The 13353-nt window shown below is 72.9% G+C and carries 10 protein-coding genes, 3 pseudogenes and 1 riboswitch; of the genes and pseudogenes, 8 read left to right on the top strand and 5 right to left on the bottom strand.

Annotated elements, in window-relative coordinates:
* The 3 genes and pseudogenes from C1I92_RS34745 to pyrG form a co-directional block, all read left to right on the top strand.
* Positions 1 to 120, top strand: a pseudogene (locus tag C1I92_RS34745) (IS30 family transposase); the annotation flags it as partial.
* A 59-nt stretch (positions 121 to 179) separates the two neighbouring features.
* Positions 180 to 1271, top strand: a complete 1092-nt coding sequence (locus C1I92_RS03515) for a glycosyltransferase family 4 protein (protein ID WP_111253277.1) — start codon at positions 180 to 182, stop codon at positions 1269 to 1271.
* A 271-nt stretch (positions 1272 to 1542) separates the two neighbouring features.
* Positions 1543 to 3216, top strand: a complete 1674-nt coding sequence (gene pyrG, locus C1I92_RS03510; RefSeq protein ID WP_199520915.1) for a CTP synthase — start codon at positions 1543 to 1545, stop codon at positions 3214 to 3216.
* Here the strand turns inward: pyrG and C1I92_RS03505 are convergent.
* Entirely contained in the window at positions 3213 to 3752 is a 540-nt protein-coding gene (locus tag C1I92_RS03505) for a TetR/AcrR family transcriptional regulator (RefSeq protein ID WP_111253275.1), read from the bottom strand. The two genes, pyrG and C1I92_RS03505, sit on opposite strands and share 4 nt — an antisense overlap.
* A 72-nt stretch (positions 3753 to 3824) precedes the next feature.
* Here C1I92_RS03505 and C1I92_RS03500 point away from each other — a divergent pair, with 72 nt between their 5' ends.
* Positions 3825 to 5336 (top strand): MFS transporter, encoded by a 1512-nt coding sequence (locus C1I92_RS03500; protein WP_111253274.1) that lies wholly within the window; start codon positions 3825 to 3827, stop codon positions 5334 to 5336.
* A 72-nt stretch (positions 5337 to 5408) separates the two neighbouring features.
* Entirely contained in the window at positions 5409 to 6071 is a 663-nt protein-coding gene (gene rpe / locus C1I92_RS03495) for a ribulose-phosphate 3-epimerase (RefSeq protein ID WP_111253273.1), read from the top strand.
* A 62-nt stretch (positions 6072 to 6133) separates the two neighbouring features.
* On the opposite strand, the gene C1I92_RS03490 is transcribed toward rpe, so the two are convergent.
* The 4 genes from C1I92_RS03490 to C1I92_RS03475 are packed head-to-tail and all read right to left on the bottom strand — an operon-like array spanning position 6134 to position 10083.
* Complete coding sequence (locus C1I92_RS03490) at positions 6134 to 7606, bottom strand: sensor histidine kinase (RefSeq protein ID WP_111253272.1); 1473 nt, start codon at positions 7604 to 7606, stop codon at positions 6134 to 6136.
* Positions 7603 to 8325 carry a response regulator transcription factor gene (locus tag C1I92_RS03485; RefSeq protein ID WP_369124071.1) on the bottom strand — a complete coding sequence of 241 codons (723 nt, stop codon included), beginning with the start codon at positions 8323 to 8325 and terminating at the stop codon, positions 7603 to 7605. The genes C1I92_RS03490 and C1I92_RS03485 overlap by 4 nt, the downstream gene beginning before the upstream one ends.
* Before the next feature lie 43 nt (positions 8326 to 8368).
* The gene (locus C1I92_RS03480) at positions 8369 to 9172 is read right to left on the bottom strand and encodes an ABC transporter permease (RefSeq protein WP_111253270.1); all 804 of its coding nucleotides are present in this window, start codon (positions 9170 to 9172) and stop codon (positions 8369 to 8371) included.
* Positions 9169 to 10083: an ABC transporter ATP-binding protein gene (locus tag C1I92_RS03475; protein ID WP_111253269.1), complete on the bottom strand. Its 915-nt coding sequence runs from the start codon at positions 10081 to 10083 to the stop codon at positions 9169 to 9171. Before C1I92_RS03475 ends, C1I92_RS03480 begins: the two co-directional genes overlap by 4 nt.
* Before the next feature lie 341 nt (positions 10084 to 10424).
* Between C1I92_RS03475 and C1I92_RS03470 the strand changes: the two genes are divergently transcribed.
* From C1I92_RS03470 to C1I92_RS35535, 3 genes and pseudogenes are all read left to right on the top strand, one after another.
* A complete protein-coding gene (locus C1I92_RS03470; protein ID WP_111253268.1) occupies positions 10425 to 11048 on the top strand; it encodes a Uma2 family endonuclease in 624 nt (207 codons plus the stop codon).
* A gap of 500 nt (positions 11049 to 11548) precedes the next feature.
* Positions 11549 to 11692, top strand: a riboswitch (FMN riboswitch).
* A gap of 135 nt (positions 11693 to 11827) precedes the next feature.
* Positions 11828 to 12505: pseudogene (ribD, locus tag C1I92_RS35540) on the top strand (bifunctional diaminohydroxyphosphoribosylaminopyrimidine deaminase/5-amino-6-(5-phosphoribosylamino)uracil reductase RibD); the annotation flags it as partial.
* A 411-nt stretch (positions 12506 to 12916) separates the two neighbouring features.
* A pseudogene (locus tag C1I92_RS35535) lies at positions 12917 to 13351 on the top strand (RibD family protein); the annotation flags it as partial.
* Positions 13352 to 13353: the final 2 nt, after the last annotated feature.

Raw genomic sequence — 13353 nt, 5'->3', positions numbered from 1 at the left:
CTCACCCAGGCCGACCTCGACACCGTCGCCGACCAACTCAACACCCGCCCCCGCCACACCCTGAACTGGCAGACTCCAGCCCAGCGGCTCAACCAGCTGCTCGTTGCAACCACCACTTGAGCCTGCCCATGACGACCGAGAAGGTTGATGATCATGGGAGCGGGGACGGAGGAGCGAGGATGAGGCTGACGATCGTCGTCGGCATGACGGCGGGGGGCGTCGGCATGCACGTCCGGTCGCTGGTGGAGCGGCTGGGCGGACTCGGCATCGAGGTCGGCGTCGCCGGCCCGCAGGAGACGCAGGACCGGTTCGACTTCGTCGGCGCCGGGGCTCGGTTCGCGCCGGTCCGGATCGGCAGCGCGCCGAACCCACCGGCCGACCTGGCCGCCGTCCTGGCGCTGCGCCGGGCCTTCCGCGCCACCGACGTCGTGCACGCGCACGGGTTCCGGGCGGCCGCGCTGTCCGGGCTGGCGCTGGGCCGACGCCGCGACGGCCGGGTGCCGCTGCTGGCGACGTGGCACAACGCCGTCCTCGTGACCGGTCCGAAGCGGGTGCTGATCGGGCAGTTGGAGAAGCTGGCCGCCCGTCGGGCCGACGTCACGCTCGGCGTCTCGTCCGACCTGGTCGCCCGGGCGCGTGAACTGGGCGCGGCGGACGTCCGTCTGGCACCCGTCGCCGCCCCCCGGGTCCAGCCCGCCGAGCGCGACGCGGCCGCCGTCCGGGCCGAGCTGGGCGCGGGGGACCGGCCGCTGCTGCTCGCCGTCAACCGGCTGGCCGAGCAGAAGGGGCTGGACGTGCTGCTGGCCGCGGCGGCCCGCTGGCGGGACCGTGAACCGCAACCCCTCGTCGTCGTCGCCGGCGACGGGCCGCTGGAGGACGAGCTGAATGCCGACATCGCGCGCGACGACCTGCCGGTGCGGCTGCTCGGCCGTCGCTCCGACGTCCCGGACCTGCTGGCCGCCGCCGACCTGTACGTGCTCACGTCGGTCTGGGAGGGCCGCCCACTGGTGATCCAGGAGGCCATGCAGGTGGGTCTGGCGGTGGTGACGACGGCGGCCGGCGGCGTGCCGGAGCTGGTCGGCGACGGGGCGAAGGTCGTCCCCGTGGGCGACGTCCAGGCCGTCGCGGACGCCGTCGACACGCTGCTCGACGACCCACGGGCGCGGGCCGAGCTGGGCGAGCGCGGCCGCCGCACCGCCGCGGACTGGCCGGACGAGGACGACAACGCCCGGCTGGTCGCCGATCTGTGCCGGGACCTCGCCGGGCATTGACGCAGGCTTGGTCCGCCCCCGCCAGCCGCGAGTCCGGCGGGGGCGGTGGCCACCACGGGGGAAAGTGGCCGAAGCCAAACGTACCGGATCAAGATCGGCAAGCCACCCCGATCGGAGAAAGATCTCATCAAGTTCTGCGACGGCGAACAGCGGGCTGCGGCGAGTCGGCCCGGCCGGTGCCCGGGGACTGTTAGGCTGGAGGTCCGTGGAGCAAAGGTTCAGCGTTTCGTCGCCGAACCGTTCGTTGACGGATTGACCACGGGAGCCCCTCTTGGCCTTGCAGCCGACTACCCATGTGTTCGTGACCGGAGGAGTCGCCTCCTCCCTCGGTAAGGGGCTCACCGCCTCCTCGTTGGGGAGCCTGCTCACGGCCCGGGGTCTCCGGGTCACGATGCAGAAGCTCGACCCGTACCTCAACGTCGACCCCGGGACGATGAACCCGTTCCAGCACGGCGAGGTGTTCGTCACCGAGGACGGCGCCGAGACCGACCTCGACGTCGGCCACTACGAGCGGTTCCTCGACCGCGACCTCAACAAGTCCGCGAACGTCACCACCGGCCAGGTGTACTCCGACGTCATCGCGAAGGAGCGGCGCGGCGAGTACCTGGGCGACACCGTCCAGGTCATCCCGCACATCACCAACGAGATCAAGGACCGCATGATCGCCATCGGGGAGGGCGACGTCGACGTCGTCATCCACGAGATCGGCGGCACCGTCGGCGACATCGAGTCGCTGCCGTTCCTCGAGGCCGCGCGGCAGGTCCGCCACGACGTCGGCCGCGACCGCTGCTTCTTCCTGCACGTCTCGCTGGTGCCGTACCTGGCGCCGTCGGGCGAGCTGAAGACGAAGCCGACGCAGCACTCCGTCGCGGCGCTGCGCCAGGTCGGCATCACGCCCGACGCGATCGTCTGCCGGTCCGACCGGCCGATCCCGCCCAGCGTGAAGAAGAAGATCTCGCTGATGTGCGACGTCGACGCCGAGGCCGTCGTGGCCGCCGTCGACGCCCCGTCGATCTACGACATCCCGAAGGTGCTGCACGCCGAGGGCCTGGACGCCTACGTCGTCAAGCGGCTCGGGCTGTCCTTCCGCGACGTCGACTGGACGGCGTGGGACGAGCTGCTGCGCCGCGTGCACCACCCGCGCCACGACGTCACCGTCGCCCTGGTCGGCAAGTACGTCGACCTGCCCGACGCCTACCTGTCGGTGACCGAGGCGCTGCGGGCCGGCGGCTTCGCCAACGACGCCAAGGTGCACATCCGCTGGGTGCCGTCGGACGAGTGCGAGACGCCCGAGGGCGCGGCGGCCCGGCTCGGCGACGTCGACGGCGTCGTGATCCCGGGTGGGTTCGGCATCCGCGGCATCGAGGGCAAGATCGGCGCGATCCGCTACGCCCGCGAGCACCAGCTGCCGACGCTCGGGCTGTGCCTGGGGCTGCAGTGCATGGTGATCGAGTACGCCCGCTCCGAGGCCGGCCTGGTGCAGGCCAGCTCGGCCGAGTTCGATCCCGACACGCCCGAGCCGGTCATCGCGACGATGGAGGACCAGAAGGGCATCGTGTCAGGTCAGGGCGATCTCGGTGGCACGATGCGGCTGGGCTCGTACCCGGCGGTGCTGGCGGAGGGCTCGGTCGTCCGGGAGCTGTACGGCGCGAACCGGGTCACCGAGCGGCACCGGCACCGCTACGAGGTGAACAACGAGCACCGCGACCGGATCGTCAAGGCCGGGCTGGTCGTGTCCGGCACGTCGCCCGACGGCACGCTGGTCGAGTTCGTCGAGCTGCCCCGCGACGTGCACCCGTTCTTCGTCGCCACCCAGGCGCACCCGGAGCTGAAGTCGCGGCCGACCCGTCCGCACCCGTTGTTCGCGGGTCTGGTCGCGGCGGCCGTCAGCCGGCAACAGGAGACGCGGCTCCCGGTCGACGTCGAGCCGGCGGTCGTCTCCTAGGTCCGCTGCGCGCCTGCATCGCGGGTGAGCCGGTGCCGGAGCTCGTCCAGCAGGGCGGGGTCCGGCATCGGCAGTCCGGCCAGCGCGCTGAGGTAGAGCCCGTCGCCGACCAGGCGGACGATCTCGGCCGTCACCGGGTCCTCGACGTGCTCGCGCAGGATCTCCGCCCAGCGGATGAAGCAGTACATCACCAGCCGGCGGGCCTCCTCGCTGGCGACGTCGTTCGTGCGCAGCGCGGCCAGCAGCGACCAGTACACGGCGCCGTCCTGCGACGACGGCACCGACGTGCGCAGGAAGAAGTCCACGACGTCGTCCGAGCGCACCGCCTGCTCGAACTCGGCCTCCACCGCCTCGGCCAGCCGCCGGGCCAGCCCGGTGATCAGCGCTTCCTTGCTGGGGAAGTGGTAGAGCAGGCCGCCCTTGGAGACGCCGGCCTTCTCGGCGACGGACTCCAGCGTGACCGCGTGCAGGCCGGTGTCGACCAGGATGCGCTCCAGCGCGTCGAGGATGCGATCGCGGGAAGAAGGGCGCGGCATGGGGGATGAACCTCGATTCTGACGGTGTTACTGTACCGTCTGGACGGTTTAGCTTACCGCGGAGGGTGTGCGATGACGACGACGGAGCGCGAGCGGGTGCTGGCCGGTCCGCGGGAGTGGGGCGCACTCGTCGTGCTGCTGCTGCCCGTGCTGCTCATCTCGGTCGACATGACGGTGCTCAGCTTCGCCGTCCCGCACCTGAGCTCGGACCTCGCGCCGAGCGGCACCCAGCTGCTGTGGATCGTCGACGTGTACGGCTTCATGATCGCCGGGCTGCTGGTGACGGCCGGCACCGTGGGGGACCGGATCGGCCGGCGCAAGCTGCTGCTGGCCGGCGCGACGGCGTTCGGCCTGGCGTCCGCGCTGGCGGCGTACTCGACGTCGCCGGAGATGCTGATCGCCGCGCGGGCGCTGCTCGGCGTGGCCGGTGCGACGCTGATGCCGTCGACGCTCTCGCTCATCCGCAACATCTTCCACGACGTGCGGCAGCGGACGCTGGCCATCGCGATCTGGGCCACGATGTTCTCCGCCGGCGCCGCGCTCGGGCCGATCCTGGGCGGCTGGCTGCTCGAGCACTTCTGGTGGGGCTCGGTGTTCCTCGTAGCGCTGCCGGTGCTGGCGCTGCTGCTGATCTTCGCGCCGTTCCTGGTGCCGGAGTCGCGCGACCCCGCACCCGGACGGTACGACCTGCCCAGCGCCGCGTTGTCGCTGGTGGCGATGCTGCTGGCGGTGTACGGGATCAAGGGGCTCGCGGACGGGCCGTCGTTCGGGTATGGCCTCGCGCTGGCGGCAGGGGTGCTGGTCGGGGTGGCGTTCGTCCGGCGGCAGCGGCAGCTGGAGACGCCGCTGCTGGACCTCGGGCTGTTCGAGCGGCCGGCGTTCCGGGCGTCGGTCCTCACGAACCTGCTGACGACGTTCGCGATGATCGGCGCGCTGTTCTTCATGACGCAGTATCTGCAGATCGTGCTGGGCATGGCGCCGCTGCGGTCCGGTCTGGTGCTGCTGCCCGGGCTGGCGCTGGCGATCGTGACCGGGCTGGCGGCCGTGCCGTTGATGCGCCGGCTGCCCATGCCGTACCTGCTGTTCGGCGCGCTGCTGGTCGTGGCGGCCGGGTTCGCGCTGATGGTGCTGGCCGGCCGCGGGTACGGGGCTGAGCTGGTGATGGTGGCGTTCGTGCTGGTCGGCGGCGGTGTCGGGCTGGTGCAGACGATCACCAACAACGTCATCATGAGCGCCGTCGACCCGGCCCGGGCCGGCGCCGCCGCGGCCGTGTCGGAGACGGCGTACGAAGTGGGCGGGGGCCTGGGCACCGCGGTGCTGGGCAGCCTGCTCACCGCGGTGTACGCGTCGTCGCTCGGCCCGGTGAGCGGGGTCTCCGGCGACGTGCTGTCGCAGGCGCGGGAGACGCTGGGCGGTGCGGTCGACGTCGCCGGGTCGCTGCCCACGCCGGCGGGATCCGCGCTGGTGACGGCCGCCGAGTCGGCCTTCACCCGGGCCGTCGAGGTGACCAGCGTCGTCGGCGCGCTGATGGTCGTGGCCGCCGCCGTCCAGGCCCTGGTCGTGCTTCGGCGCGCTGCCCCATGATCATCAATGATCCAACCCCCTATGGGTGGTTGGATCATTGATGATCATGGGACGCGGGTAGCCTGAGCGCTCGTGGGGATTCAGATCGCGCCGAGCATCCTGTCGTCGGACTTCGCCAACCTCGAGGCCGAGATCGCCCGCCTCGGCGACGCCGAGCTCGTGCACGTCGACGTCATGGACAACCACTTCGTCCCCAACCTGACGCTCGGCCTGCCGGTCGTCGAGGCGATCCTGGCCCGCACGGACCGGCCGGTCGACTGCCACCTGATGATCGACGAGCCGGATCGGTGGGCGCCCGGGTACGCCGAGGCGGGTGCGCACAACGTCACGTTCCACGCCGAGGCGGCCGCTGCGCCGGTCCGGCTGGCCCGTGAGCTGCGCCGGCTCGGCGCCCGGGCCGGTGTGGGGCTGCGGCCGGCGACCCCTGTCGAGCCTTGGGCCGACCTGCTGCCCGAGATCGACATGCTGCTGGTCATGACGGTCGAGCCTGGGTTCGGCGGGCAGGCGTTCCTGGACGTGTGCCTGCCGAAGATCCGGCGGGCGCGTGAGCTGGTGTCGCGGTCCGGCCTGGACGTCTGGATCCAGGTCGACGGTGGCGTGTCGGCGGAGACGATCGAGCGCTGCGCCGACGCCGGGGCCGACGTGTTCGTCGCCGGGTCCGCCGTCTACGGCGCCGAAGACGCCGCCGCCGCCGTCACCGAGCTCCGCGCCCTCGCCGCCAAGGCCGCCCACTGACCCCGGAATGATCACGTTCGGCACGAGATCCCGTGTCGGACTACGCCTGATCGTGTTGAGGCTCAGGTACTCCTGGTGACGGGCCGCTGGTCCTGGCCGACCAGGGGCAGGGTCAGCCGGAACCGGGCGCCGTCGCCGAGCCGGGTGCGCAGTTCGACGTCGCCGCCGTGCGCATGGGCGATCGAGCGGGCGATCGCCAGGCCGAGTCCGGCGCTGGCGCCGCCGGCCCGGGTCCGCGACGGGTTGGCCCGGTAGAACCGGTCGAAGACGCGTTCGGCCTGCTCAGGGGTCATCCCGGGCCCTTCGTCGATGACGTCCAGGACCGCCTTGTCGCCGACCGTGCCGACGCCGATGCGTACCGCGCTGCCCGGCGGCGTGTGCGCGACGGCGTTGCCGACGAGGTTCGCGACGACCTGCCGCAGCCGGTCCTCGTCGGCGTCGACCGGTGCCGGGCCCGGCGTGCCGTCGCCGTCCGGGCCGGTCAGCTCGACCGTTCGGGACGGGTCGAGCGTGCGCAGGTCGTGGCGGGCGTCGCCGGCGAGCGTGCGCAGGTCCATCGGCGCGCGGTCCAGCTGGCCCTCCGGCGCCTCGTCCAGCCGGGCGAGCAGCAGCAGGTCCTCCGTCAGCGCCGCCAGCCGGGTGGCCTCGCGGTCGATCCGCAGCATCGCGGCGTCGACGTCGGCGCGCTCCGGCAGCGCGCCCATGCGGTAGAGCTCGGCCGAGCCCTTGATCCCGACCAGCGGCGTGCGCAGCTCGTGGCTGACGTCGGACAGGAACGTGCGCATGCGCGTCTCGGCGGCCGCGCGGTCGGCGAAGGCGCGTTCCAGCTGGCCGAGCATGGTGTTGAGCGACTCGGCGAGGTGCCCGATCTCGGTGTTCGACGCGGCCAGGCCGGGGACGCGGCGGGTCAGGTCGCCGCCGGCGATCGCGGCGGCCGTGTGCTCGATCCGGCGCAGCGGGCGCAGGCCCCGGCCGAGCGCGAACCAGCCGATCGCCGTCAGCAGGACGAGGAGGAGAGCGCCGCTGACCAGGCTGGCGACCCGGAGCCGGTCGATCGTGGCGTCGGCCGTGTCCAGCGGGGCGGCCGCGACCACCGTCCCGTCCCAGTCGGCGGCCGGCACCGCGACCGCGCGCCAGCGGCCGTCGCCGTCGGCGGACGGCAGGCTGACCGGCGTCGCGTCCCGGGGCAGCTCGGTCAGGCGGCTCAGTTCCGGCAGCTCGTCGGCGGCCAGGCCGGACGTGCGCAGGCCGTCGGCGACCCGTCCGTCGGCATCGAGGTACACCAGATACGGTGCCCCGATCAGGTCCAGCGCGGCGTCGAGCAGCTCCGGCCGTCCGCCGGGGTCGGTGGGCTGTGGCGGCCCGCCGGCGACGCTGCCGAGGATCGCGGTGAGCGAGCGCAGCTGGTCGTCGATCCGATCCAGCTGGTAGCGCTCCAGCTGGCCCGCGACGGCCGCGCTGATCAGCGTCAGCCCGGTCAGCAGCAGCCCCGACGTGAGCAGCAGCAGCCGGGCGCGCAGCGACAGCCGTCTCACGGCCGCGGCTCCCGCAGCACGTAGCCGACGCCGTGCACCGTCTGGATCAGCCGCGGCTCGCCGGTGTCGATCTTGCGCCGCAGGTAGGAGATGTAGGTGTCCACGATGCTGGCGTCGCCGCCGAAGTCGTAGTTCCACACCCGGTCCAGGATCTGCGCCTTCGACACGACCTGGCCGGCGTTCTCCATCAGGTACTTGAGCAGCCGGAACTCTGTGGGCGATAGGCGGACGACGGCGCCGTCGCGGGTGACCTGATGGCCCACCGGATCCAGTGTGAGCGGCCCGGTGCGCAGCAGGTCGGCGGGGTTGCCCGACGTGCGGCGAAGGATGGCCCGGATCCGGGCGATCAGCTCCTCCAGGTCGAACGGCTTGGTCACGTAGTCGTCGGCGCCGAGCGACAGGCCGGTGACCTTGTCGGCCTGCCGGTCCCGGGCGGTGAGGAACAGGACGGGGACCGGACCTCTTCTGCTGGTCGTGGCCTCGCGCAGCCGGCGGACGACCTCGAAGCCGTCCATGTCCGGCAGCATGACGTCGAGCAGCACCAGGTCCGGCGGCTCCGCAGCGGCCGCCTCGACGGCCTCCGCGCCGGTCGCCGCCGAGGACACGCCGAACCCGGCGAACCGCAGCGCCGCCGAGAGCAGTTCCCGGACCGTCGCCTCGTCGTCGACCACCAGCAGCTGCCCGGCGCCTGGCGCCGCGGGTCCTTCCACGGTCGCCAGGATACGGTCGCGGGCCCGCCCGGCTCCGCTCATCCGTCCGCTCTCACACGTCGCGGCGGCGGAAGAGGACGAACGCCGCGACCAGCACCGCGGCCACGCCCAGGCACATGCCGCCCAGGTTCAGCCAGGGGTCCGGATACTCCGGGTCCGGGACGGTCGCCAGCACGGCCGCCGCGCCCCTCGTCGGCCAGACGTCGATCAGGCCCTCCAACCAGGACGGGAACAGCCCCGCGAGGGCCGGCACCAGGAACACGATCCCCACCAGCGTCGCCAGCGCGCCCGCCGTCGCCCGCATGATCGTGCCGAGACCGGCCGCGAGCAGGGCGATCGCCGTCAGATAGACGCCGCCGCCGATGACCGCGGACAGCACGCCGGGGTCGCCGAGCGCGGCGTGCGGCACGTCCTGCGCGCTCAGGATGGCCTGCCCGAGCAGGAACGACGTGAGCATCAGCAGCTGTCCGGCGACGACGGCGACTGCGGCGGCCACGACGACCTTGGCGGCCAGCAGCCGCAGCCGTCGCGGCGTCGCCATCACCGACGTCTGCATCAGCCCGGTCGCGTACTCGGACGTGACGACGAGGATGCCCAGCACGCCGATGATCAGCTGCGCGACGATGTACGTGGTCAGGCTGAGGTTCGTGGGGTCCCACGCGGCCCGGTCCGCGGCCGACGCGTCCGCGTAGTCCGTCCCGGCCGAGCTCAACGCCAGGCTGGTGACGCCGAGGCCGACCGCGAACAGGCAGGCCAGCGTGTACCAGGTCGAGCGCAGGCTGCGCAGCTTGATCCACTCCGCTCGCAGCGCGTGGCCGAACGTCGCCCTCGTCGGCGTGCTGGTCAGCGTGCTCATGCCGCCACCCCCTGGTACTCGACGCTGTCCCTGGTCAGTTCCATGAAGGCGTCCTCCAGGGATGCGCGCTGCGGCGTGAGCTCGCTCAGCGCGACGCCGTGGAAGGCGGCCAGCCGGCCGATCTCGTCGCTGCTCAGACCCGACACGACCAGCGACGACTCGAGTCCCTCCCGGACCGTCGCGCCGGCCTCGGTCAGCCGCACCGCGAACGCGCCCGGCTCCTGCGTCCTGACCAGCACGGTGCCCTCGCCGTTGGCGCGCAGGAACTCGCTCATGCCGGTGTCGGCGATGAGCCGCCCCCGGCCGATGACGACCAGGTGATCGGCGCTCAGCGCCATCTCGTTCATCAGGTGGCTGGAGACCAGTACCGACCGCCCTTCGCGGGCGAGCGAGCGGAGCAGGTCGCGGATCCAGCGGATGCCCTCCGGGTCGAGGCCGTTCAGCGGCTCGTCGAAGATCAGCGCCCGCGGGTCGCCGAGCAGTGTGGCCGCGATGCCGAGCCGCTGCCGCATGCCCAGCGAGAACCCGCCGGCCCGCTTGCCGGCGACGCCCTCCAGTCCGGTCCGCGCCAGCACCTCGTCGACCCGGCGCCGCGGCAGCCCGTTGCTGGCGGCGAGCGCCAGCAGGTGGTCCCGCGCGGTCCGCCCGCCGTGCACCGCGCCGGCGTCGAGCAGCGCGCCGACCTCGGTCAACGGGACCGGGAGGTCGCGGTAGCGGCGTCCGCCGATGGTGACGTCGCCGCTGGTCGGAGTGGCCAGCCCGGTGATCATCTTCATGGTGGTGGACTTGCCGGCGCCGTTCGGCCCGAGGAAGCCGGTCACCTGCCCCGGCTCGACCGTGAACGACACGTCGTCGACCACTGTGTCGGGCCCGTACCGCTTGGTCAGCCCTCGTACGTCGATGGTTGTCATGGAGTCGATGCTGACCGGCCGATCCGGGCGATTCCCGAGAGCTTCTGAGAGAACCCTGTGAGTCCTCGGCGCGTGTGGTGCCGCATGGTCGCTCCGCACCGGAGCTCGGTCGCCGGTCTCACAGGAAACCCTTCGACCGACACCGCTGCCGCCTAGCTCACCCGGGTAGCCCTGAGAGTTGCCGTGGAGACGGTTCGGAGCTCGTGGCCGGTTGCCCGAATGAGGGCAACGGTTGCCCTGATCCGGGCAAACGCCACGAGGCGACAGCAGGCGAACCGGCTGGTTAGCGTGAAGTTGATCGCTGACCATCCGCGTCCGCCGCACGTCCCACAGGAGTCGCCGTGAACCCCGCCAACCCGCTGGCTCGCGATCCCGGATCGTTGGGCTTCCGCAGCACCGATCTGCGGCTCCTGCCTGCCGACGGGCCGCGCTTCGAGCTGATCGAGGGCTGCTTCGTCGTGTCGCCGCCGCCGACGGCCGCCGAGGCCGAGATCTGGCGATGGCTGGCCAACACGCTCGAGGTGTCGAATCGGGGGAGCCCCGTCGTGGTCGATCGCGGCCAGCCGGTGCGGATCGGCGATCACGACGAGGTGCGCCCCGACGTCGTCGTCGCGGACGTGGCGATGGCCGAGACGACTCCGATCCCGGTGGGCGCCCTCGCTCTGGTCGTCGAGGTGGTGTCGCCGAGCTCGGTGCTCCGCGACACCGTGACCAAGCGCGCCCTGTACGCCCGGGCCGGCGTACCGGCGTACTGGATCGTCGTCGTGCGGGGGAGCCCGCCGTGGATCGAGATCGCTGAGCTGCGGCTCGACCCGGCGACCGGCGCCTACGCCGAGCGCACGCCGCCCACGTCGGCGCCGTTCAGCACGGACCACCCGTGGCCGCTCGCGATCGACGTGCCGGCGCTGGCCGCCCGCTGGTCGGCGCTCGGTTCGCGGCCGCGGCGCGACGGAGAGGAGGCCTGACCACGAGGAGGCGACCAGTTGGACGCCAGCACGCAGCGACTGGCGCTGCGTGCAACGAAGAAGGGCGAGGCCTGAGCCGCGACACCTGAAAGGAGATGGCCAGGAAGAGGCAGCTGAGGCGAGGTGCCCGGGACGAGCCGCCGGGCGCGACGCCCGGGACGCGACGCTCCGGGAGGTGAGGCTCGAGACGTGATGTCTGAAGACGCCTGAGATGGGCCACCCGGTATGAGACGCCCGGGAGGCGACGCTCCGGGACGAGGTACCCGGGATGAGGCGCCGGGCGAGACGCCCAGGACAAGGCGCCCGCGTGAGACGCCTGGCATGAGACGCCCGGGACACGATGCCCCGGGACGCGGACGCACAGGAACACTCGGGGCGCGACACCCGAGACGTGACGCCGGGATGAGAGGAGGTCGATACGGAAAAGCCCTGATCACCGGCCGGAATGACAGGCCGGGAATGCGTTCCGAGCAAGGGCGGTTACCCTTGCAAGAGACACGACGCGTGCTCCGGGGTCGGTGAAAGTCCGAACCGGCGGTGACAGTCCGCGACCCGGCCGGCGTCCGCACCAGCGGGCGGTGGGCGGTTGACCCGGTGGAACTCCGGGACCGACGGTGAAAGTCCGGATGGGAGGCAGCACGCGCGGCCGTCTCGGCCGGACGCGCCCTGGTGCGTGCCCGAACCGCCGGGCCGGTCGTTCGTGGCGCACTCGCGCCCGCCCCGGAGCTCGCCAGAGAGGCGAGGAGGGGCCGGTGGCGAGTCCGGTGGAACTGGCGGCGATGCGCCGCGCCATCGAGCTGTCGCTGAACGGCGCCTACACGACGCCGCCCAACCCCGATGTCGGCTGCGTGGTCCTCGACGCGGATGGCGCGATCGTCGGCGAGGGCTGGCACGAGCGTCGCGGCGGGCCGCATGCCGAGGTCAACGCGCTGGCGCAGGCCGGCGAGCGGGCCAGGGGCGGGACGGCCGTGGTCACGCTGGAGCCGTGCGACCACACCGGCCGGACCGGACCGTGCACGCAGGCGTTGATCGCGGCCGGGGTCGCTCGGGTCGTGGTCGCGGTCGCCGACCCGAACCCGCTCGCGGCCGGGGGAGCGGCGACGCTGCGCACTCACGGTGTCGACGTCGAGCTCGGCGTGCTGGAGGACGAAGCGACGGTCGCCAACGCCCGCTGGCTCGCGCCGTTCCGGACCCACCGCCCGTTCGTCGTCTGGAAGTTCGCCGCCACGCTCGACGGGCGGAGCGCGGCGGCTGACGGCACCAGCCGCTGGATCACCGGCGACGAGGCTCGGGCCGACGTGCACAGGCTGCGGGCCGCCGTCGATGCGGTCGTGGTCGGCTCGGGGACCGTGCTGGCGGACGATCCGCAGCTCACGGCGCGTGTGGACACGGACGGGTCGCTGCTCACGCCGCGGCCGGCCGACGCGGTGCCCATGGGCACGGCGCCGGCCGGGGCCAGTGATCCGCAGGTCGCGGGGCGGCGTGATCCCGAGAGGTCGCAGATCGCGGCGGCTGCGACGACCGCTCCAGCAGCGACGGCGACGCCTGCGACCGGGGCGACCCAGACCTCGGCGACCGGCGCGACGCCGACGGCTGAGGCGACCTCGGCGACCTCGACCTCGGTGACCTCGGCCACCGGAGCGACCGCGGCAACCCCGGCCTCGGCGATCGCGGCGACCGGGGCGACGCCGACGGCTGCGACGGCGGCGATCCCTACGGCTGCGGCAACCGCAATGACAGCGATGGGGGCGACGCCGACGGCGGCGGCGACCCCGGTGTCCCCGACCACTGCGACGGCGGCGATCCCTACGGCTGCGGCAACCGCAACGACAGCGATGGGGGCGACGGCTGCGACCACTGCGACGGCGGCGACGACCGGCGGCGGCGCGGCCGGGGAGCAGCCGCTGCGGGTGGTCGTCGACAGCGCGGGGCGGACTCCGGCGACGGCGAGGGTGCGGGACGGTGCGGCGCCGACGTGGGTTGCGACGGTTGGCGAGGTCGGCGCCGGCCCGGATGGAAGGGTCGACCTGCCGAGACTGCTCGCCCGCCTCTACGACGACGGGCACCGCTACGTGCTGCTCGAGGGCGGACCGACCCTCGCCGGCGCGTTCTGGCGAGCCGGCCTGATCGACCGCGTCGTCGGCTACGTCGCGCCCGCCCTGCTCGGCGCCGGGCCGGCCGCGCTCGCCGACGCCGGCGTGGGCACCATCGCCGACGCGATCCGGCTCGACATCACCGAGGTCAAGACGTTCGGACCCGATCTCCGCATCACCGCAACTCCGCGAGAACACAGGAAGGCGTGAGG

The sequence above is a fragment of the Jiangella anatolica genome (assembly GCF_003236295.1).
GTDB classification, from domain to species: domain Bacteria; phylum Actinomycetota; class Actinomycetes; order Jiangellales; family Jiangellaceae; genus Jiangella; species Jiangella anatolica.
This window is presented reverse-complemented; position numbering and strand designations above follow the sequence as displayed.